Origin of the sequence: Carboxylicivirga longa (assembly GCF_050589825.1) — a bacterium.
GTDB classification, from domain to species: Bacteria; Bacteroidota; Bacteroidia; order Bacteroidales; family Marinilabiliaceae; genus Carboxylicivirga; species Carboxylicivirga longa.
Map to the genome: position 1 here is coordinate 1 of NZ_JBNGOZ010000015.1, position 18,822 is coordinate 18,822.

The 18,822-nt window shown below is 42.3% G+C and carries 15 protein-coding genes; 5 read left to right on the plus strand and 10 right to left on the minus strand.

The window, feature by feature from the left end; translation table 11 throughout:
- Positions 1-409 precede the first annotated feature (409 nt).
- The 5 genes from ACRD7A_RS13225 (at position 410) to ACRD7A_RS13245 (ending at position 4,380) form a co-directional block, all read left to right on the plus strand.
- A complete protein-coding gene (locus ACRD7A_RS13225; protein ID WP_430811655.1) occupies positions 410-985 on the plus strand; it encodes a hypothetical protein in 576 nt (191 codons plus the stop codon).
- Between the two features lie 221 nt (positions 986-1,206).
- Positions 1,207-1,596, plus strand: a complete 390-nt coding sequence (locus tag ACRD7A_RS13230; RefSeq protein ID WP_430811654.1) for a hypothetical protein — start codon at positions 1,207-1,209, stop codon at positions 1,594-1,596.
- A gap of 414 nt (positions 1,597-2,010) precedes the next feature.
- Positions 2,011-2,568, plus strand: a complete 558-nt coding sequence (locus ACRD7A_RS13235; protein ID WP_430811653.1) for a hypothetical protein — start codon at positions 2,011-2,013, stop codon at positions 2,566-2,568.
- Positions 2,569-2,731: 163 nt separating this feature from the next.
- Complete coding sequence (locus tag ACRD7A_RS13240) at positions 2,732-3,718, plus strand: YARHG domain-containing protein (protein WP_430811652.1); 987 nt, start codon at positions 2,732-2,734, stop codon at positions 3,716-3,718.
- Between the two features lie 200 nt (positions 3,719-3,918).
- Positions 3,919-4,380: a hypothetical protein gene (locus ACRD7A_RS13245; protein ID WP_430811651.1), complete on the plus strand. Its 462-nt coding sequence runs from the start codon at positions 3,919-3,921 to the stop codon at positions 4,378-4,380.
- A gap of 513 nt (positions 4,381-4,893) precedes the next feature.
- Here the strand turns inward: ACRD7A_RS13245 and ACRD7A_RS13250 are convergent.
- The 10 genes from ACRD7A_RS13250 to ACRD7A_RS13295 form a co-directional block, all read right to left on the minus strand.
- Positions 4,894-5,982, minus strand: a complete 1,089-nt coding sequence (locus tag ACRD7A_RS13250; RefSeq protein WP_430817949.1) for a hypothetical protein — start codon at positions 5,980-5,982, stop codon at positions 4,894-4,896.
- Positions 5,983-6,388: 406 nt separating this feature from the next.
- The gene (locus tag ACRD7A_RS13255; protein ID WP_430811649.1) at positions 6,389-6,961 is read right to left on the minus strand and encodes a glycoside hydrolase family 108 protein; all 573 of its coding nucleotides are present in this window, start codon (positions 6,959-6,961) and stop codon (positions 6,389-6,391) included.
- Positions 6,945-7,367: a hypothetical protein gene (locus ACRD7A_RS13260; RefSeq protein WP_430811648.1), complete on the minus strand. Its 423-nt coding sequence runs from the start codon at positions 7,365-7,367 to the stop codon at positions 6,945-6,947. The genes ACRD7A_RS13255 and ACRD7A_RS13260 overlap by 17 nt, the downstream gene beginning before the upstream one ends.
- 29 nt (positions 7,368-7,396) lie before the next feature.
- The gene (locus tag ACRD7A_RS13265) at positions 7,397-7,729 is read right to left on the minus strand and encodes a hypothetical protein (protein WP_430811647.1); all 333 of its coding nucleotides are present in this window, start codon (positions 7,727-7,729) and stop codon (positions 7,397-7,399) included.
- A gap of 2 nt (positions 7,730-7,731) precedes the next feature.
- Positions 7,732-8,325: a P-loop NTPase family protein gene (locus ACRD7A_RS13270; RefSeq protein WP_430811646.1), complete on the minus strand. Its 594-nt coding sequence runs from the start codon at positions 8,323-8,325 to the stop codon at positions 7,732-7,734.
- Between the two features lie 50 nt (positions 8,326-8,375).
- Entirely contained in the window at positions 8,376-9,242 is an 867-nt protein-coding gene (locus ACRD7A_RS13275) for a hypothetical protein (RefSeq protein WP_430811645.1), read from the minus strand.
- A gap of 60 nt (positions 9,243-9,302) precedes the next feature.
- Positions 9,303-11,324, minus strand: coding sequence for an LPD1 domain-containing protein (locus ACRD7A_RS13280; protein ID WP_430811644.1), 2,022 nt, complete (start codon positions 11,322-11,324; stop codon positions 9,303-9,305).
- The gene (locus tag ACRD7A_RS13285; RefSeq protein WP_430811643.1) at positions 11,321-15,268 is read right to left on the minus strand and encodes a strawberry notch-like NTP hydrolase domain-containing protein; all 3,948 of its coding nucleotides are present in this window, start codon (positions 15,266-15,268) and stop codon (positions 11,321-11,323) included. Before ACRD7A_RS13285 ends, ACRD7A_RS13280 begins: the two co-directional genes overlap by 4 nt.
- Positions 15,252-16,283, minus strand: coding sequence for a hypothetical protein (locus ACRD7A_RS13290; protein ID WP_430811642.1), 1,032 nt, complete (start codon positions 16,281-16,283; stop codon positions 15,252-15,254). The genes ACRD7A_RS13285 and ACRD7A_RS13290 overlap by 17 nt, the downstream gene beginning before the upstream one ends.
- 7 nt (positions 16,284-16,290) lie before the next feature.
- Positions 16,291-18,792 carry a hypothetical protein gene (locus ACRD7A_RS13295; RefSeq protein ID WP_430811641.1) on the minus strand — a complete coding sequence of 834 codons (2,502 nt, stop codon included), beginning with the start codon at positions 18,790-18,792 and terminating at the stop codon, positions 16,291-16,293.
- Positions 18,793-18,822: the final 30 nt, after the last annotated feature.

Below are 18,822 nucleotides of genomic sequence, written 5' to 3' on the forward strand. Positions count from 1 at the left end.
ATCCAAGAGGTAAAAATATTAACGGCTCCACGGAAAAAGTGGCTTAAAAACTTGTTTTTAAATAGAGTATATAAGTGAGCCGACTGGTTTTGGTTGGTTCGTAGCTTCGGCTAGCAGCGCCAAATCGTTGATTTGGCTTTTAAAATGAAAAAGGTATAGACAAATACAACGTTTTGGCTTCGTGAGTTTCGAAAGTTAGCACGGTTAAAATCTCACTTACGCTTCATAGCCTGACCGTTGTAGGCAATTCTCCCTATAAACCGATGGAATTGATTTTAAGACAATGTAATCAATACCTTTTAGGTTTATTTATTTCTTTTGCTAACGTGCAAACTTTCAAGGGAATGTAAATTATAAAATTTGACGTTAGTCAGAATTTGAACGAAGCGACTGCGAAAATTAATTACTAATGAAAACAATAATTAAAATTCTAATAATCTTGACTACTATTGTTAGTTTGATTTCAATATATTGGATTATTGCAAGATATACTGACTTAATTACTGACGATTTATTAGAAAAAGGAAACTGGGGAAATGTCAATCCAATAATGACTTTATTGACTGGACTAATCTCAATCCCAATTCTATTAATTTCACATAGATTTTTTCAGCCTATATTTCAAACTTTAAGATTATCAAAGACTATAAAAATTGGATTTCTGACTTCATTGTTTTTCATATTAATCGCGACAATGTTTTGGTCTGACAGTTGGAATGATACACCAAGTGCTGTTTTGGATTCAAGAGAATTAGGAGATGGAGTATGGAAATTAGGACATCCTCTTACATTTATTATAATTGATTTACCGATTTATTTACGGCATAAAAATGATAGTTTACAAAACTATTGGAGTGACTTTTGGGCTTACCCAAGCGTGTTGGTTTTATTTGTAATACAATTTTCGGTTTATATACAAGGACTAAGAATGATTATTAATGCGAGGAAAATAAAAACTGCCTACAACAATGTATATAGCAAATAGGCGTGAAAGTACTAAATTCATGGGTTGTAGCCCGTTTCAATTTCATCTCGGTTTGATAAGTTTGAAGCCCGCAATCGCCTACTTGCCATATACTAACCGTTAGCGGCAAGCAAAAAACATCACTACATAATTAAAATAGAATGACGTAGTTAAACGTTTATACGAATGAGAAAGTTAAATAAATCAGCAATTTAAATACGAATGATTAAATACGAATGAATATGAAAACCAAAGCACAAAAGACACTATTAAGGTATTGGCAAGAAATTGTATTTATAATTTCAATTGGATTAATACTATTTGAAATTGCAAAATTTAACCTGATTCAGAACTCAATTGATGTTTGGGATATCGCCCTTCTTTCTTTTATTCTACCATTGTTTGTATGTTTAATCGGACAACTATACTGGAAAAATAGAACTCTATCCATTGTTTTATCAGTGATTTTGTCATTAGGTTCATTCGTTTTAATTCTAATGGCGATTTATTTTATTGGAACAACTAGCTCGGAATTATTACAAGCAATCTCAATGTTGATTTTTGGAGTATTCTTGTTATTTACTGGACTTACAATGACAAGAAAAAATAGAAGTATTGAGACGTATGTCTAAGGCATAAAGGGATGATAAGCAGACAATGAAATAATGCCAGCCGCTAACAAACCGCAATAGTGTATAAGGCGTGTTGCTTTATTTTGGAAGGCTAGTAACTTCGGCAAACAACGCCAAATCACTGATTTGGCTTTAGACATAAAAAGTTAAAAACAAATACAGTGCTTTGGCTCAGCTCAATTAGAAAAGTTAGCTTGGTTAAATCGCCTTACAACACCATGCGGCAGGCCGTTAGGCACAATTCCCTCTATAAACCCATGGAATTGATTTTAAAACAAGGTAATCAATACATTTTAAGTTTATTGATTTCTGAAGCTAACGTAGTAGAATTTGCATAACTACATTGTGTAATAGTAGGACTTTGTAAGTCATTGAAATATAGAGTCTAGTTTTTACGTTAGTCAGAAGAATAAGATGAGAGTTCCGATTATAAATATACTAAATCTCACATTAAGCATGCAAATGTATGCCCAAGAGAACATTTGTGGAATTTACAAGAGTAATGTGGCTCAAATAGGGTTCTTCGTAGAAGAATTAGTCCTAAAAAACGACTCTACATTTAATTATTATAAAGGCGGTGATATGTTTCACCAATATGGGAAAGGTACTTTCAGAATTAACAATGGACGATTGACAATTCAATTTACAAAAGATGACTATGGTGATTTAGATAGCTTGATTTCTGTAGGAAAGATTACTTCTTGGGCTCTAGACAGTATAAGCAATCACTTACTGAAACAAAAAGAACCAGACATTAATCAGTTAGACTTTCTTGACAATTTAGAAATTGTAGATTGGTCTGACATAAAAGTAGATTCAATGGTTTTTGCAATAAAAAATCAAAAACTATTTATCGTCAATGAAAACGGAAAAATTAGTAGAAAAGCTCAAGCAATAAGTAAAAGAAAGAGATACTTCTTTTGGGGAAGTACTTATATGAAGAAAAGGAAATATTTTTTGTTAAAACAATAAAATCCTGTGCCTAACAAGCCATCATAAAGTAGCCCTGGCTTTGGCGGGATTTGGGAGTTCAGCTCCCGCGCCAGCTTTAGCACAAATAAGAAAGCGGATATACCACACGCCCCTCGGGCCACTTCATATGGCCCAACCGTTGCCAACCATTTAAAAATAGTACATGAAACACCTTTTTCAACTTTTTATCTTCTTATTTATACTTCAATCAACCGTATATAGTCAAGAACCAAATTATAAAGTTCAGTGTGACATTAATAGAGACGGAACAACTGAAGAAATCATGTTTTATGACCTAAGTGAAGAAGAATTTGAAAAAACACAATTTACTAAAATTACAATTATAAAAGGAACTGATTCTATTTCGTTTGTAAATGATGATGTCTGGGTAACTAAGCCTGATTTATATCAGAAATCAGATAAGCAAATAGCAAACCATTTGGGAATTTTTTTCGAGAATAAAAGAGTGTTTTTATGGCTAACAGGATTTCAATATGGTTGTTGCCTTAATACAACATCAATTCTAGAATATACAGGAGATTCTATAAAAGAGGTATTTAACAGGGAATTTGAAGTTGAAGACATTAGAGTTATTAATGGGAAAAGATATGTAATCGGTAGACAATGGTTAAGTGAAGATTATGGTGGATTTGGGATTGAAGAAGCTCCATATTATTTTATGAGTATTGCACCAAAAGAATACAGAACTCTTAATGAAAAAATGAATGTCGATTCAGCAATGACACAGAAAGCAAATTTAATTGTCCCAATGGTCGAAGAACATATTGACATTTATAATGCAACATTAGTTCATATTAATAGATTTAACAAAGATCTGTTAATAAGTAAAGAACTAGAAAGTTCACTTTATAATAGGGAATATGGAATTGTATCATTAGTAAAATTAAACAATGACTACCTTGAAAACTATTCAAAGAACGAATTAAGAATAATTCGAAATGAAATTTTTGCTTATAAAGGGTACAAGTTTAATTCAAAAGACCTAAAGGAGTATTACGCGAAAAACAATTGGTACAAACCATTTACAAACAACTCTGATTCAATTTTTCGTACGCTTTCAGATATAGAGAAATATAATATTGAACTTATTAGAAAAATAGAAAAAACGGTTGGCAACAAACCGCAATAGAGCATAAAGGAGCAAGAGCATCTTGGGCGTTTCGTCGCTTCGGCAACCAACGCCAAATCGCTGATTTGGCTTTAAAAATGAAAAGATAAAAACAAATCAACGCTTTGGCTCTGCTCAATTGGGAAAGTTAGTCTGGTTAAATTTCTTTACGCTCCATGCGGCAGGCCGTTAGCGGTTATTAAAAAAACAAGATAGAACAAATGAGTAATAAGCCAATTTATACAAGTAAAACACCTATTTCTTTTGTTATTGGGTCATTAATTTCGGTGGTTTGCTATGTGTTTTTTATAATAAAAGTTGAATTCCCAGACTCTTTAATCTATCCTACAATAATATTCGGATTTTGGTTTTTTACAATTAGCCATTATGCATGTAGACTCAAAATATTTTCAGACAAAATAGTTGTTGAATATATAGCATTTTGGATTCCTAACACGGAAATCAATCTGACAGACAAAAACAAAATTGACGTAAGACTGAACTACTGGTCATTTAGCTCTCGTTATTCAGGACATTGGCATAAAGAATATATTTGTTATGACCAAATTGACTTTATAAACAAAGAAAATGAATCAGAAAGACTTAAGATTAACGTCCGCATAGGACAAAGTAATAAGGTTTACGACACACTAGAAAAACTGATAAGAAATAACAACCGCTAACAAACCGCAATAAAGCATAGCAGGCGGCAGTGCGGTTTTGGTCGTGCAGACTCCCGCAGATTGTCTAGTCGTCCTGCGGACGGACAATCACCGCGACTCTGCTACAGCTTCATGCGGCCAACCGTAACACCACGAATCACAACCTCTTCAATTAGTTAACAATGAAGAACTTACATACCGCTCACCTATCCTTCTAAAAATTTACGGACATACAAATTGGCATACATTCAATGGTAAAAACCAAAAATAAATAGCAGAAAGAAGTGTTGATAACTTTTATAATTACTCTTTAGATACAGTCCAATTTTTGAATGTTACATTACAAACTGGGAAATTTTACACCTAAATTGTAATAGTTACGACTTAATCAGACATTAAGCTATCCCCTGAAATTTTAGGAAGCCTACTTTTGTAAACTTTAAGTGCCCGATTTTCAAATCAAGCACTTATAATATTAAAACCATTCCAGTTTACCAAACAACAATGATAAAAGACAAAGTAATTACATCAGAATTATTTGTGTTCAAGTAAATGTCTATTCCTTTCAATCAAAGCTTCTTTATACGCATCTGGATTGCCACAACTTGCTCCACTAGAACTTTGCATAGCACAATCATCATGAATGATACTACATTCTCCACTGTAATTATACTCACAAAATTTTGCATCGTTAGAAGCATCGTTAGAACCTATACGAAATATTATTTCTGAAAGATCCAAAGTGTATGGGTCAATCTTTTTAGTGCGATTATCAGAGTATTCTCTACTTGAAAAAGAATCTTTCGACATGTTATTATTAGAACTACTATAATATTCTTGTTTGCTTACCTTATTGACCGCATAAAACAACTTCTCATCGATTTCTTCATAGCAGGGACATATACTCTTTCTGTAATTATCTACACTTATGCCATTGGGAGCGGACTGAAAAAAACAACATTTACCAGAATCAGAACAAGAACATTGATATTTAAACTGCGTATCTGAATTTATATACCTAAATCTATCACACCAACGTGCAAATCTCACTGCCGCTTCTTCAATTGTATGTTTTTTTGGTTCTCCTTCTTTTGAAAGGAGAAAAAGCCCTGACCCTAAAATAGCAATTATTGGTAAAGGCAAATAAGAGCGTCCCAAACAAAATGAAGCATAAAGCAGAACGGGAATTTCTATTAAATAGATTATTTCAAAGAGATCAATTCTATTTTGTTTAATTCTAGATACAAGAGGCCATAGTGATAAACCAAAAATAAGCATATAATTTACATAGTTATCAATCCTAAAAATTGCTGAGATGATAGGTAAAATTATTCCTGCAATAACTATCGGAAATAAAAATGAAAAATTATCCTTATAAACATTGTTAATCGAATAAAATTTAAAAATACCTAAAGCTAAAACAAAGATTACCATCAAAAAAGACATCATCAATGAATCAAATGATTTAATATTAATTAAATCTCCACTTGTTACGATGTAAAAATATATAATGGCTACGCCACTTATGATTGTTATTAAACTTCTCAATATTGTCTTTATTTTACGTTGTCCATAAAGACTATATAAAACAACAAAAACAACAACAGTTACTACAAAAATCATTAAATACAAATGTTCTAACAAAAAGATCTTCATAAGATTATCACTATTATCCAACTAAAGTCGGGATTACTAAATATAATTATCTGTAACGCCTGTTTAAAGGCAATTCTTCAAACCTAAAATCATTACTTTATTATCACTAAATAATTGGACACTGTGTAAATTAGTGAACGCAGTAATTTGTTCCCAGCTATACTCACCATCATAAGTTTTATAAATTTTAGCTCCATCAATACTAGTATAAAAGATGAGTCTAACTACAGGTTATTCAGCGACTCGAATTTATATATTAAATATAATTAATACAATTATTGATTCCGAATTGATTATTAAATTACTATATCACCTCGTCTAAACAGCTATATATTGCTATATTTCTTGTTCAATTTAAATTTATTCTAAATAACTAGATACTATCCACAAAAAACCTAAAATCTTCCACCCTCCTCAACCACCCTTTCAAAAACTTAGCATTCTGCCCCTTTTTGGCGATGACATGGTAATAGTGGATGCGTGCCGATTTGATGGCATTAAAGAGTTGCTGCGGATGGCAGGCGTTGATGGCCGCAATGGTCTGATTACCGATGATGCCATCCAGTTTAAGGTCGCAGTCAAAGAGGCGGTTCAGGACTTTCTGCACGCCACAGCTCCCCCAGTAGCCACTATTGACGCACCAGTCGAAAATGATTTCCTGCAAAGCCCCGTTATTAATGGCCTCGATGCGATAGGTTTGGTAAAAAGTATGTCTATAAAATTCCTTTACCTGGTTTGTTAAACCTTCAATATCTATCCGGGCATTGTGCCTGATGGTTCCCACTTTCTGTTTATAGGCATCAATCAATGGCCAGCCTTCCCAATCCGGGTGTAAGTTTCGGGCGATACCCATGTAGGTTTCACCGCCTTTATCCCCGCTTACATTGGCATAATAGCCTTCGTGCTTTATCACGCCATCAAAAAGTTCATCAAAAGTCCTTTGCATCTTTACGTTTAGTTTTAAGGTTTACATGGTTAATCCCGGAAATGGCACCCCCGAACAGAAAGTCAATAATGGTGCTGAGTTTGGTGGAGATACCCCCGTTGATACTGCTCACAAAAGCGATCTGCCAATCCTTTAATTCAATGGTCTGGAAAACAAAGTAGTTAAGCATCACGAAGGTCAGAAGGCACCAGGCTAACAGAAAGAAGATGGCAAAGGTCTTTTGCAGCCAGCTATCCTGAGCGTACATACGTCGAGCTGAATCCCGGTCGGCAACCGCCATTTTAAAAAGCTCCATTTTTCCCTGGAGCTTTTCTTCCTGCGTGGTAAATATCTCATCAATGAGCTTTGTGCCTATTTTGAGTGTTTCAGCTGTGCCTGCATTGGCTAGTTTTCTAAATAGTCTCATTTATTGTATATTAAATCAGGCCTTGCCTATCATCGTTCTACAAATTTTAGGATGGTATCCAGCTTATCATTGAGCTGCTTAATGGTCTGGTGAAACAGTTCCTTACTCACGTAAATCTCCTTGGAGCTGTCCCGTAAATCGGATATGCGCTTATGCAGGATGGCAAACTTGTTCTCCGCACTTTCCATCACCTTGCTTAAATGCTGAATATCCTTCTCCAGCAAATCGGTTTTCGCTTCCACCGTTTCCTTGGTGGCGTTTTTTGAGATGGCATTGCGTATCACAAACGAAACCACACCCACCATTAATGAGCTTAAGCCGGCTATCACCACCCAATAGAATTTTATTGTCATTTCCTCCATGCCTAAAAGATTTTAATGGTTTCGGTGCTACCGCCCGGAAAACGGTTCTTCTCCATGGTAGCACTTTGATTTTCGATATGCATGATGGCATCCACATCATGTTCCCAGTCCGTTCCACCCTTGGACGAGCCATCACGATTGGCTTTAAACACCAGGATAAATGATGTATTGGGATAGCGTTGCTTGAGTGCCTTAAACGCATCCGGTTTCATACCAACCGTTTGTGTACTATCCAGGAATACCGCATTGTAGCCCTTGAATTGCCCGGTGTCGTAGTTCTCCACAAAGTCAATGGGGTGGCTGATCTTCAATCGCAACAGCTTCTCCTGGAGCGACCCCTTTACACCTTCCTCGTTGGAGACATAGAGCACCTTCAAGCCACCTTTTGCCAGCACATTGGCAAACAATAAAGCCACCGAACTTTTACCATGAAAGCGCTGTCCGTAAATCATCAGGAAGAACGGTTTGTAAGGCTTCCCAAGTAATTTACCGAACTTCCCGGTCAGCGAAAGTGTTGAAAATTTCATCTTGGCCAGCTGATTGGCAGATACCACCTGATTAGGTGCTACACTTGCTGTTGTCGTAATACCTTGCACTGCTGCCCGCTTAATTGTGCCACCACTTTTGGGCTGTGAAGTAGTGGCGCTTACTTTTCCAAGCCGGCAAGTCCCTTTAGTCCGTTCAGCTGAATATTGGTCACCAATAGCTTATCACTCTCCAGGTAATCGTGCAGATGCTTTTGAACGTTTTTGATTTGCTCGTATTCCTTATCAGCCTTGGACACTTTACCGTTTTTAAGGGAATTGCTAACACTCGTGAGCAGGCGTTGTGCCTTGGTTTTGGTGATATTACCATAGAGGTTGATAAAGCGCTTAATCAGCGCAATAGCCGGCGTAACACCATAGCCATCAACAATACCTTTCAACTTGTTGAATAAGGCCTGGGGCACATCAAAGGTACAGGTACCATCCATTTGCTTATAGGTACTGATCAGGTCATTGCCTATCTTCTTAATTTCATCGGCATACTTGCTGCTTTTACGGATGGTCTTTTCGGTGGCGGCCTTTTGAATCACCTTATAGAGCAAGGACACCTGCCGTTCGTTGACTTTCTTACCGTGCATATTGATGTACCGGCGGATAATCTTTATCTCCAGGGGCATCACATCTACTTCATGGGGCTTCCGCCTGGCCGCTTTGCGTGCGGCTGTTTTCTTCCCGGCACTTGTTTTAGCGGGCTTCTTTTTCCTGTCGCCCTTGGTGGATGCGCCTGATTTTTTGGCAGCGGCTTTCTTCGGTGCTTTCTTCGATGCAGGACTTTTCTTTCCCGAATCCTGTAGGTAGGGTTCAACGATTTTGAAATGATTATCCAACATCTCTTTGATGTCCTTATCCTCGTTGTAGAAATCGGCAAATGAATCAAACTCCTTATGGGCTTCCTGTGCTGCTTCCGGCAACTTTTTGAAGTCGATATTCCTGGTGGCTTCCTTGTAGTTTTTGATTGTCAGTTTCATACTAATATTGTTATATGTTATACTTTTCACTTTTCAAGTCGGTATATCTCGTTCTCCCCGTCAGGAGTCGCTGCCCTTCACAAGGGCTTGTTTTTGCATGATGCGAATGGCTTTAGCCCTGACTTTGGCCAGTTTCAGCTTGCGCTCTTTGCCTACGATCACGCCTTTGTTCACAGCTCCCTCTTTGGTGAAGTCGATGTATTCATCGGCACGCTTATCGGTGAATGCCTCAAAGGGTTTAATGGATAAATGCGCCTTGATGGCATAAATCAGGTTATCGAAGCACTTGTTGATGTAAAGGCGTTCCTTACCCTGTGGATAGACAGGGTGGGAAAACATGGCACCGGACACCAGGTAGTTATTCACCCGGTTCTTTTCCTTTAGCTTGTCGTACACATAGCACTCGAAGCTTCGGGCAAACAGCTCCGCAATATCTTTCCAATAATCCCCCTGAAGTTTGGAATAGTGATAAAGGTAGCTGTCTGTGGGGCGCTTTTTTGAGCCGTCTGAATTAAAATTATCATAGCTCACACAGACACCGCCTTCTGCACCGTAATAACCAAATCGCAACATCACAATTAACCGGGCAATGCTCTGTTGAAGCATTGTTTGGGGTATATGATCCTCCAAAGCCACTTTTAAAATTGACTTAAACCAATCCTGTGTTGGCGATGACTTTCCTCCGATAAAATACTTTTTGCGATGCCCTAAGCTGTTAATAATGGTATTCAGATAGTTTTCTGAACTCAAGGGTTTAGTTGACAACTTTAGGCCATTCAGAAAATGGTCGAAGTAATGGCCCCACTCATGGGCGACTGTGCCATCACCATTGCGTTTGGTCAGGTTGATGAGCTGACGTGTTGGGTAATAGGTGGCCATTGCCTTGCCACCACGACCGAAAGCCCCAAAGGCGATGGCCAGGGCTTCGTTGATGGAGAGGTTGATGTCAAGCACCTCGCACAGGTCAACAATGGCGGCAACAAAATGACGAATATGCTCACCGGCTTCATCATCTTTCACATAGTTACCCAGGGTGAGCGATTTAAAATGCAGCTTATGGATAACCGTATTTTCATCCGCTTCCTCTATCAACAAGCCACCTGTCCGCTTGATGTAGGTTAACGGTACGGCTTCTATCTTTGGCTTACTGCTGCTTTGAGACTTGCTTGTTTTCTTGGTTTCTGCCCAGCTCCAATCCGGCTTAGATGCCTTGTAAGGATATAGCTCCTTTTTATGGTCGTATTCACGCTTTGCGTCATTGATAAAGCGGGTGCACACCTGGGTTACATAGCGCACGTAGTCCTCCACGGTTCTGATGCTATTCAGCATACCGCCTTTAAAGCTCAGGTCGTTTTGCTTGTGCCGCCTCATGTCGGCCACAGAAATAATTTGCCTGGCCGAATCAATACAGTCCTGCTGACGTTTGATCCGATTATCGCTGTGATCTTTCAGCCGCTGTGCATGGGGCGCTGCCTGTTCTTCGGTGATGCCTGAATACTCAAGGGCTTTCAGATAGGTTTCCCTGACCGCACTACTCGTGCGGTAGCCCCTTATGGTAAAGACAATATTGCGAAGCGCCTTGCCGAATACCAAACCAAAATCATGCTTCCCAACGATTTCACCATTACTGGCAATGGTATCGAGCTTTTGTAAGTCCGTGATGCTGATGGCATCGTTGAGCGCGCTAACAAAGGCCTCCGCCATAAGTACATATTGCTCCCTGGCCACTTTGCTGTTGGTATGCGGCTTGGCCGGGAAGGCCTGGCGAATCTTAACTTTCAAAAAAGCACAACCGGCATCCGTGCCGTTTTCCTTTTCGGCCTGTGGGTCAATCTTTGGGAATACTTTGTCCTTTTTTATGAGTTCGATGGCGGTGGCCTCGTCCTGTTCGATGCTGTTTAAATCGCTGCTGCTTATGAGCTTGTTGTACATGGCCTGTTCCTTCCGGGAGCCATGCACCCGCTTGCCTGCGTCCTTAAACTGCCGGTTCTTTTGTTTCTCCTGCAAGGCTTTTTCCACTTCATCATCCAGCCCTCCTAATTCAGGAAAATGGTCGATTCTTAACTCTATGGCTTTGCTCATACCAGGATTTTTATTTTTGAATGAACACCCAATCCGGCCACGGCTTTTAGCTGCTTTTGCTTAATCATGATGGCCTTGGCACGCAACTTTACAAGCTTTAGTTGTTTGCCCTTTTCAATGCTCACCGTTTTACCTTTGGGTGCGCTCTGCTTTTGCTGAGCCAGGCGCTTGGGAAAGGCCTTTTTATCCTGCTCAAACAGTTCCATGGCCTCCCTGGTCAGGCTATCGCTTGGGTGGCCGGGTTTCGTTCCCTTATCCAGAAATTCATCGTAGTAATAGCGTGGTATCTTCACGGATAAGCTGAATCGCTCCCCCAATAAACACAATAGCCTGGCCATTTTATCGGTGCTCACCGAGGCTTTCATATTGCCCGATACCATCTCGAAACCATCCCGATGATTCACCAGTAGCTTCACCACCTCCTTATCGGTATAAATGGGAATATGGCTCTTGGTTTTGGTCATGATGATTTTGAAAGTATCATCATAATGCCGGGCAATGGTAATCTTGTTTTCGGTGGTGATGCTTGCGCCACTGCGCAGGCTCATGATGTGCTTTTGAAGCTTGGCAATGGGTGCCACCACATAGCTGTTTGCCTTGTTGTCGTTGTTATCGGGCGACCAGGCTTCACTCATTAAAATGCCTTTCTGCACACCTTTGCCTTTGGTGGTAAAACTCACCAGCTTACCGGAGAAGTCAGCCGATCCTTGTAGGATATTCCCCGTTACGATGTAGCGGATTTGCCTATCCAGGGTAAAATCCTTAATGGCTTCATCCCACTTATCAATCAGGCTTTCCTTTTGTGTGGTAGTTAGCTGGAAGCTACGTGCCTGGATGCGCTCAATTTCTTTGGCGGTATCGCCCGATGCAGGCAGCACTATGTATTTGCGACTGTCGGCAATGGCAAAACGCAGCTTAACAGCTGATGGGGCATAGGGGTTCTTACGTTTGGAGTTAATATCAAAGCCTAAGAATATGCAGTATGAATTATCGCTGCTATCGCTTTCAAAACTCAAGGCCGGATAGAAATAGCCATGGCCAACTCTAAAGAACCTGAAGAAGTTATTCAGGTAGCTCTTGCGGTTTTGGCTTTGCGTTTTAATGCGGCTCTCATCCAGCCCTTGGGCTTCCAATATTTCATCTTCACGCTCGGCAATGTAGCGCATCCGCTCTTGCTTCTCAAACACGGGAATCTTCTGATAGCCTTTTTCTTCGCTAATGCCATTCAGCAAGTCTTTGTACTTGCTTTCAAGGTCTTTTAAGTCATCGGCCAGCTTGCTTTCCACATGCTTTTCGTGGGCGGCCATAATTACTTCGGCCTGGCTGTCCGGGTCTTTGCCGTCCCGGTGCTTTTTAATCAGCTTCTCCAGCTCCGCCTTGCCGTAAGGTTTCTTGAGCACGTTGCATTCACATTTTTCCAAAAAGGTATCATTCCCAAAAACAGAGCGACCGCCTTTCCCGGCAATCACCACGTTTTTATCAAGGGATACGGCTTTTAAATCCAGGATTTCCACCTCCAAGTCATACTCATCGGCCTGCTTAAGGTATTCCACGTAATCGTTATAGCGCTCAATGACTTCCTGGTAAAACTTCTCCTGTTCCTTAACTGACAACACGGCCACACGCCCGGTAACTTTTGAGGCATCACCTTCGGTGGGTGTCTCATCGCTTTCCTTACTTTCAAATTTCAGGGGATTATCCAAGGCTTTGTTGAGTTCAGGGTTCTCCAGCATGTATTGGCGAACCACTTTATTACCGTATTTATTCAGGAAGTCATCGGACTCCAGTTGTGACTTACTGCTCTTTTGGTTGGAGGTGGTGTTGGCATCCAATGATTTCAGCTTCTTTTTAAGCATCATCATAAAGCGCTTCTGTGCCGGTATGGACGAGATAATGTAGTCGTAAATCGGTTTCATGATCTGCCCGGTGCGGTTGATACGCCCACGCTTTTGAATCTCGGTATTGATGTTCAGCTCCGGTTGGAGTATCACCATCACACGCTGCTTCACCTGTCCGGCTGCTACCTTATCGGTGACGATGGCATGAGCCGAAGCTCCGGTGGAACCACTCTGGTTAATGAGCAGGCAATCAATCTCATTGTCATTAAATCGTCTGAACAGGTCAGCCGTATTTTCCTTTTTTCGGCTCATCACCAGGGCGGTGGTATTCTTTGCCCTGGTGGAGTTGTACTGCACACAAAGCTTACGTCCGGTCACTTCACCCACGCTATACCCGGCTTCCTTAATCTTCTGGATAATCAAATCAAGCGGACTGATGGTTATTCCTGTGGATGCCTGTTCAATTCTCCTGATAATATCGTAGTAAGCCAATTGAGCATCTTCTGATAGGTCTGCAATATTGAATTGTTTACCTTCCGATTGTCCATCAATATCCTTCTCTGTATAGCGAAGAACTGAATCCAATCCCTTTTCCAATACACTTGAAAAATCACCGTTTATCACATCATCTGCCTTGGCCATGCCCTCCAGGAAACTTCCCATGGTAGAGGCAAAGGCGATAATGGGTTTTTTGCCTTCTTTCAATCGCTGAATGGCATGGTCGGCCACATCGGCAGCGTTCAGACTGAACAGCAGTTGATTGATAACATTAAACACCTTGGAGAAGTAGGGTATGTTATCAACCCCGGCTTTCTCGGTTCCCTTGCGGCTTTCCACTTCCTTGCTTTCGGCTGCCGCTATTTTATCCAGCTCCTTCACCTGTTTGTTGATGTACTTCTCCTGAAAGCCTATTATATCTCGGATAATGGCGGTTATCTTATCGGCTATGGCGGCCTGTTCTTTGGCCTTTTCTTTCAGCTCAATGTAGTTGACTTCCACACCCTCAAAGGAACGCTCACGCCGGATCATCTGTCCTTCGGAAACCAGCTGTGCGGCCAGCACTTCCTGCAAGGCCACACCACCTTTGGAGATGGCTTCCACCAGGTCTTCCTTGGGCATATTGGCATCGCTCATGGACGTCTTTTGGGCATAAATGGGCATGTTATCGGGTCGTTTGGCAAAGGTGGCCGACAGGAAACACACGCCTTTGGTCTGGCGCAACACATCCTGCATAAACTCACCCGTATTGGAGCTGCCCGAAGCATTGTGCGCCTCATCCATGATGATGATGTTGTTCCCGGCCACGGCCATTAGAAACTGCTGCTTGGCAGGTTTCTTGGGCTGGTTGAACTGGGAATAGGTGGCACACAAAAAATTGTAGTTGCCGGGTATTTGCTGGCTTTTGATAATGCGCTCCTGGGTGGGTTTTTCCGGGGCGCTGTAAACCACCTCACCACTTTTATCCTTGATATTGGTCTTGCTTTCTTTGGTGTTCACGATAAAAGGCACCAGGCCGGAGCTGCCAATATCCGACAGGTCACGGTACAGGTCGGTAAACAGGTTGGGCTTTTCGGACAGGAAGATGGGCTGCAAGCCATTTTTCACGCCATAGCGAATCAGGGCGGCAGCTGTTCGTCCTTTGCCGATACCGGTCTGGTCGCCAACGATAATGCCTTCCTTGCGCTTCTCGATATTATAGATGGCCAAGGCCACCGCATCAATCTGTTCGCAGGATAATGCCTTTACCAATTCATCGTTCTGATAATCCAGCTTTTCGGCCACATAGTCAAACAAAGGCATAGCAATGCTTTTCTTGACTTTACGAATGGCAATGTGCATCTCATGCCCCATGGAATCCGGCACCGTGGTGTCCAGGATAAAACCTTTCTCGGCTGCCGGGATATAGGCCATGCCCAAGCCCTGAATACCCAACATTCCTTGCAGGTACTCGTGTTCGTTTTGAGCCAATTTTTGAGTGCGGATAAAGCTTTTGTTATCATTGGTTGAAAAGCCCAGTTCAATTAACCGAGAGACAATATGTTCCTGTGGTTTTCTACTGAACTTTATCGTTATGCTTTTTTTCTGGAATTTAATTTCGGACTTCATGCTGCTTTTGTTTTAGAAGTATGGCTTTAGCTCTCAACTTCACTAAGCTCAATTGTTTGTTATTTGTATTGCTTGTAGGATCTTCCAACCAAACCCTGTCCCAAAGCGCTTCGTGACTGTTGACCATGGTGCTGTGTAGCATGTTTTTTAGGGGGGCAGCGCCTTGGGGTACTGCCTTTGCGCCATCAATCAGGATTAGCCGGGTATTAAATGAAGTACCCTGGCGAGAATAGAGCTTCTTGCCATTGATGGGAATAATATCTTCCACATGGTAAAAGTGATACAGGTAGTTCAGGAAGATTCTGTTTTGTCCGGCAGATACCCGACCATGCTTATCCCATGAGGTATGGCCTCCTATGATAATGGCGGCCTTACCATCATCTTTCATGCAACGTAAGGCCTTTAAGGCCATGGCATGTTCCAGTCGCTTAATCTTAAAATTACCAAATGGCATCGGCTCTGCCAGGTTGCCGAAAGGCGGATTTGTCACCACACCGTCAAAGGCCTTGTCATAGGCTGCCGGTGGCTTTAAAGCATCCCAGGAGCTTACTTTGGCAAAGGGCTGTTCCTTAAGGTTGCTAAGCCGTACATCATCCAGCTCGTTAACGTGGGTTTGTTGATAGGGCAAAGCAACGGTCAATAGGCCGTTTCCTGCCGATGGCTCCAAATACAAAGCCTCTTCCTTGGTGCTTCGCACATAAGTGGATGCCAAAAACGAAATGGGTGCTGGCGTTGAGTATTGCTGCATCAGCACGCTCATGCTGGTGCGCATGGACAGGTTAACCTGCGATTGATAAAGGGCTACAATATCAAGGTATTTCTCATAAGTGCTCAACGAATGATTGTGCGCTACCTCTCGTGCGTTCAGGACGATTGCCAGCTCAGTGTATTCCTTCACCAAATTCTTGTTGGTGATGCCGTAGCCTTTGGCAATGCGCTCAATGGTGGTTTTAGAGTGCTTACGCCCATCCTGTAATTCCTTACGAATCCTTGATATGTAGCCTGTTTTATTCATCTATGGTTTATTGAAGCGTGATGGTCTTATCCCTTTCATCTTTGAATCTTAGCTTCAGGTTGTTTCCGGCCACATCAACCGAGAGACTTTCCACATCGGCCTCCACGAAGTTTTTCATGAAGTTGATTTGGAAGTTTAGGATTTCAGTCAGCTTCACCTCCCAATCCTCCCCGGAGAAAAGGCCGGAAGCGGCATACACTTGCAGGAACTTTTTCAGGAAGTCCGGTATGTTTTGAAGGTTGGTGTCCCAATCGGCTCCAAGCGTAGCGTTTTCTTCGATACCCGCCAGCTTATCGGCATCCGCCTGTGGGTAGCTCACCTTTTGGTTGTTGGCCTTGATGGCGGCTGCCTGCTCCGCTGAAATGGTTACCGGCTTGTTCTGCACATTGCTTTCCCAATCTGCGCCTACGGTGGCATTCTCTTCAATGCCGGCCAGCTTATGGGCATCCACCTGTGGGTAACTTACTTTTTGACTGTTGGCCTCGATAGCCGCTGCCTGTTCGGGCGAAATGGTGACGGGTTTGTTCTGCACGTTGGTTTCCCAATCGGCTCCGACGGTGGCGTTCGCCTCGATACCGGCCAGCTTATCGGCATCTACCTGTGGATAGCTCACCTTTTGGCTGTTGGTTTCAATGGCCGCTGCCTGTTCCGGTGAAATGGTTACCGGCTTATTCTGCACATTAGTGTCCCAGTCGGCTCCAACAGTAGCGTTCGCCTCGATACCGGCCAACTTATCGGCATCTGCCTGTGGGTAACTTACCTTTTGGCTGTTGGTTTCGATGGCGGCTGCCTGTTCGGGCGAAATGGTAACGGGTTTATTCTGCACATTGCTTTCCCAATCGGCTCCAAGCGTGGCGTTTTCTTCAATGCCGGCCAGCTTATGGGCATCCACCTGTGGGTAGCTTACTTTTTGACTGTTGGCCTCAATGGCGGCTGCCTGTTCGGGCGAAATGGTGACGGGCTTGTTCTGCACGTTGGTTTCCCAGTCAGCTCCCAAGGTGGCGTTGGCCTCAATACCGGCCAGTTTCTCTTCATCCGCCTGTGGGTAGCTACGCTTATTGTTGTTGGCCTCAATGGCGGCTGCCTGTTCCGCTGAAATGGTTACCGGTTTGTTCTGCACATTGGTTTCCCAGTCAGCTCCCAAGGTGGCGTTGGTCTCAATACCGGCCAGTTTCTCTTCATCCGCCTGTGGGTAACTGCGCTTATTGTTGTTAGCCTCAATATCGGCTGCCTGCTGTGACGAAATGGTTACCGGTTTGTTCTGCACATTGGTTTCCCAATCGGCTCCTACGGTGGCGTTTTCTTCAATGCCGGCCAGCTTATCGGCATCTACCTGTGGGTAGCTGCGCTTTTGGGTGTTGGCTTCAATGGCTGCCGATTGCTCCGCTGTGATGGTTACCGGCTTATTCTGCACATTGCTTTCCCAGTCGGCTCCCAATGTGGCGTTTTCCTCAATGCCGGCCAGTTTGGCTGCATCTTCCTTTGGATAGGAGTTCTTGCGTTTACCGGCTTCGATGGCCGTGGCCTGTTCGGCTGTGATGGTCGTTGGCTTATTCTCCAGCTGCTCAAAATCACCCGTCAGGTTCATGTCATTTTCCAACTGCGACAGCTTGGTTGGCACGGCTATGTCGATGTTTCCATCGGGACGGGTAACAAATCCGCCATGAATCTCCACGCCTCCGTTGGGCATATACACCGGACTCTTTTCGGAAATCAATAAATCTTCCACATTCCCGGCTATAATCATCCCACCGCTCAATGACTTCACTATGGTTTTGGGGCGGAACTCCGGTGCGGACTTGCTTCGGGCGATGTTAATGAAGGAGCCTACCGATGCCTTATCCAGGATGGCATCTTCCACATCCCGGTTCATCTTGAAGTAGGTATCCGAGAATACGATCTTGTTATAGCCCCGGTCAAAGACACAGGCCTGGTTCACTTTGGCCTCAAAGCAGCAGTCATCTATGTTGGTGGTGCTGTTCAGATAGGCAATCGCGCCATGGCCCATATCAGCATATTCAAAACGAATATCGGAGAAGTTAATGGCACTGTTGTATATCTCTATGGCCTTATCACTCTGAAAAACAACCGGCTTTACATAGGTTCCCAAGAGGCCATCCACCTTATTGCTAAGGGATTTAACATTGATTTGATAGGAGAAATCACGCAGTACCAGGAAGGTGCCCAGGTCGTTGATGTAAGTACCATCCTCAAACATGATGTCGATACTGGCTTTCTCATTGGTATGGTATTTCAAGGCCTTGGGAAGCGTATCAAACAAAAGCTGTAATTTGGAGAAGGGTGTGCCGGAGGGAATGATAATGGCTTTATGCCCCAGGTCGTACTCAAAGCCTGTTACTTCCTGGTCTTTGCTCATGTCAAATACGCCCTGAAACACTTTGTATTGGCCGTGTTCCATGCCCAGATAAGCGTAGTGGCCATCCGAAGCCCATTCGCCCTTTTTCAATAACGGTGGGGTGTTTCCCCTAAACATCTTGATTGTTCCCATATTTTTTTAGTATCAAGTATTAAGATTTGA

Coding starts and splice junctions, on each gene's coding strand:
- ACRD7A_RS13235 (WP_430811653.1), top strand. CDS start 2,011: ATGAGAGTTCCGATTATAAATATACTAAATCTCACATTAAGCATGCAA.
- ACRD7A_RS13250 (WP_430817949.1), bottom strand. CDS start 5,982: ATGATTTTTGTAGTAACTGTTGTTGTTTTTGTTGTTTTATATAGTCTT.
- ACRD7A_RS13290 (WP_430811642.1), bottom strand. CDS start 16,283: ATGAATAAAACAGGCTACATATCAAGGATTCGTAAGGAATTACAGGAT.
- ACRD7A_RS13265 (WP_430811647.1), bottom strand. CDS start 7,729: ATGGAGGAAATGACAATAAAATTCTATTGGGTGGTGATAGCCGGCTTA.
- ACRD7A_RS13225 (WP_430811655.1), top strand. CDS start 410: ATGAAAACAATAATTAAAATTCTAATAATCTTGACTACTATTGTTAGT.
- ACRD7A_RS13280 (WP_430811644.1), bottom strand. CDS start 11,324: ATGAGCAAAGCCATAGAGTTAAGAATCGACCATTTTCCTGAATTAGGA.
- ACRD7A_RS13295 (WP_430811641.1), bottom strand. CDS start 18,792: ATGGGAACAATCAAGATGTTTAGGGGAAACACCCCACCGTTATTGAAA.
- ACRD7A_RS13255 (WP_430811649.1), bottom strand. CDS start 6,961: ATGCAAAGGACTTTTGATGAACTTTTTGATGGCGTGATAAAGCACGAA.
- ACRD7A_RS13275 (WP_430811645.1), bottom strand. CDS start 9,242: ATGAAACTGACAATCAAAAACTACAAGGAAGCCACCAGGAATATCGAC.
- ACRD7A_RS13285 (WP_430811643.1), bottom strand. CDS start 15,268: ATGAAGTCCGAAATTAAATTCCAGAAAAAAAGCATAACGATAAAGTTC.
- ACRD7A_RS13230 (WP_430811654.1), top strand. CDS start 1,207: ATGAAAACCAAAGCACAAAAGACACTATTAAGGTATTGGCAAGAAATT.
- ACRD7A_RS13245 (WP_430811651.1), top strand. CDS start 3,919: ATGAGTAATAAGCCAATTTATACAAGTAAAACACCTATTTCTTTTGTT.
- ACRD7A_RS13240 (WP_430811652.1), top strand. CDS start 2,732: ATGAAACACCTTTTTCAACTTTTTATCTTCTTATTTATACTTCAATCA.
- ACRD7A_RS13260 (WP_430811648.1), bottom strand. CDS start 7,367: ATGAGACTATTTAGAAAACTAGCCAATGCAGGCACAGCTGAAACACTC.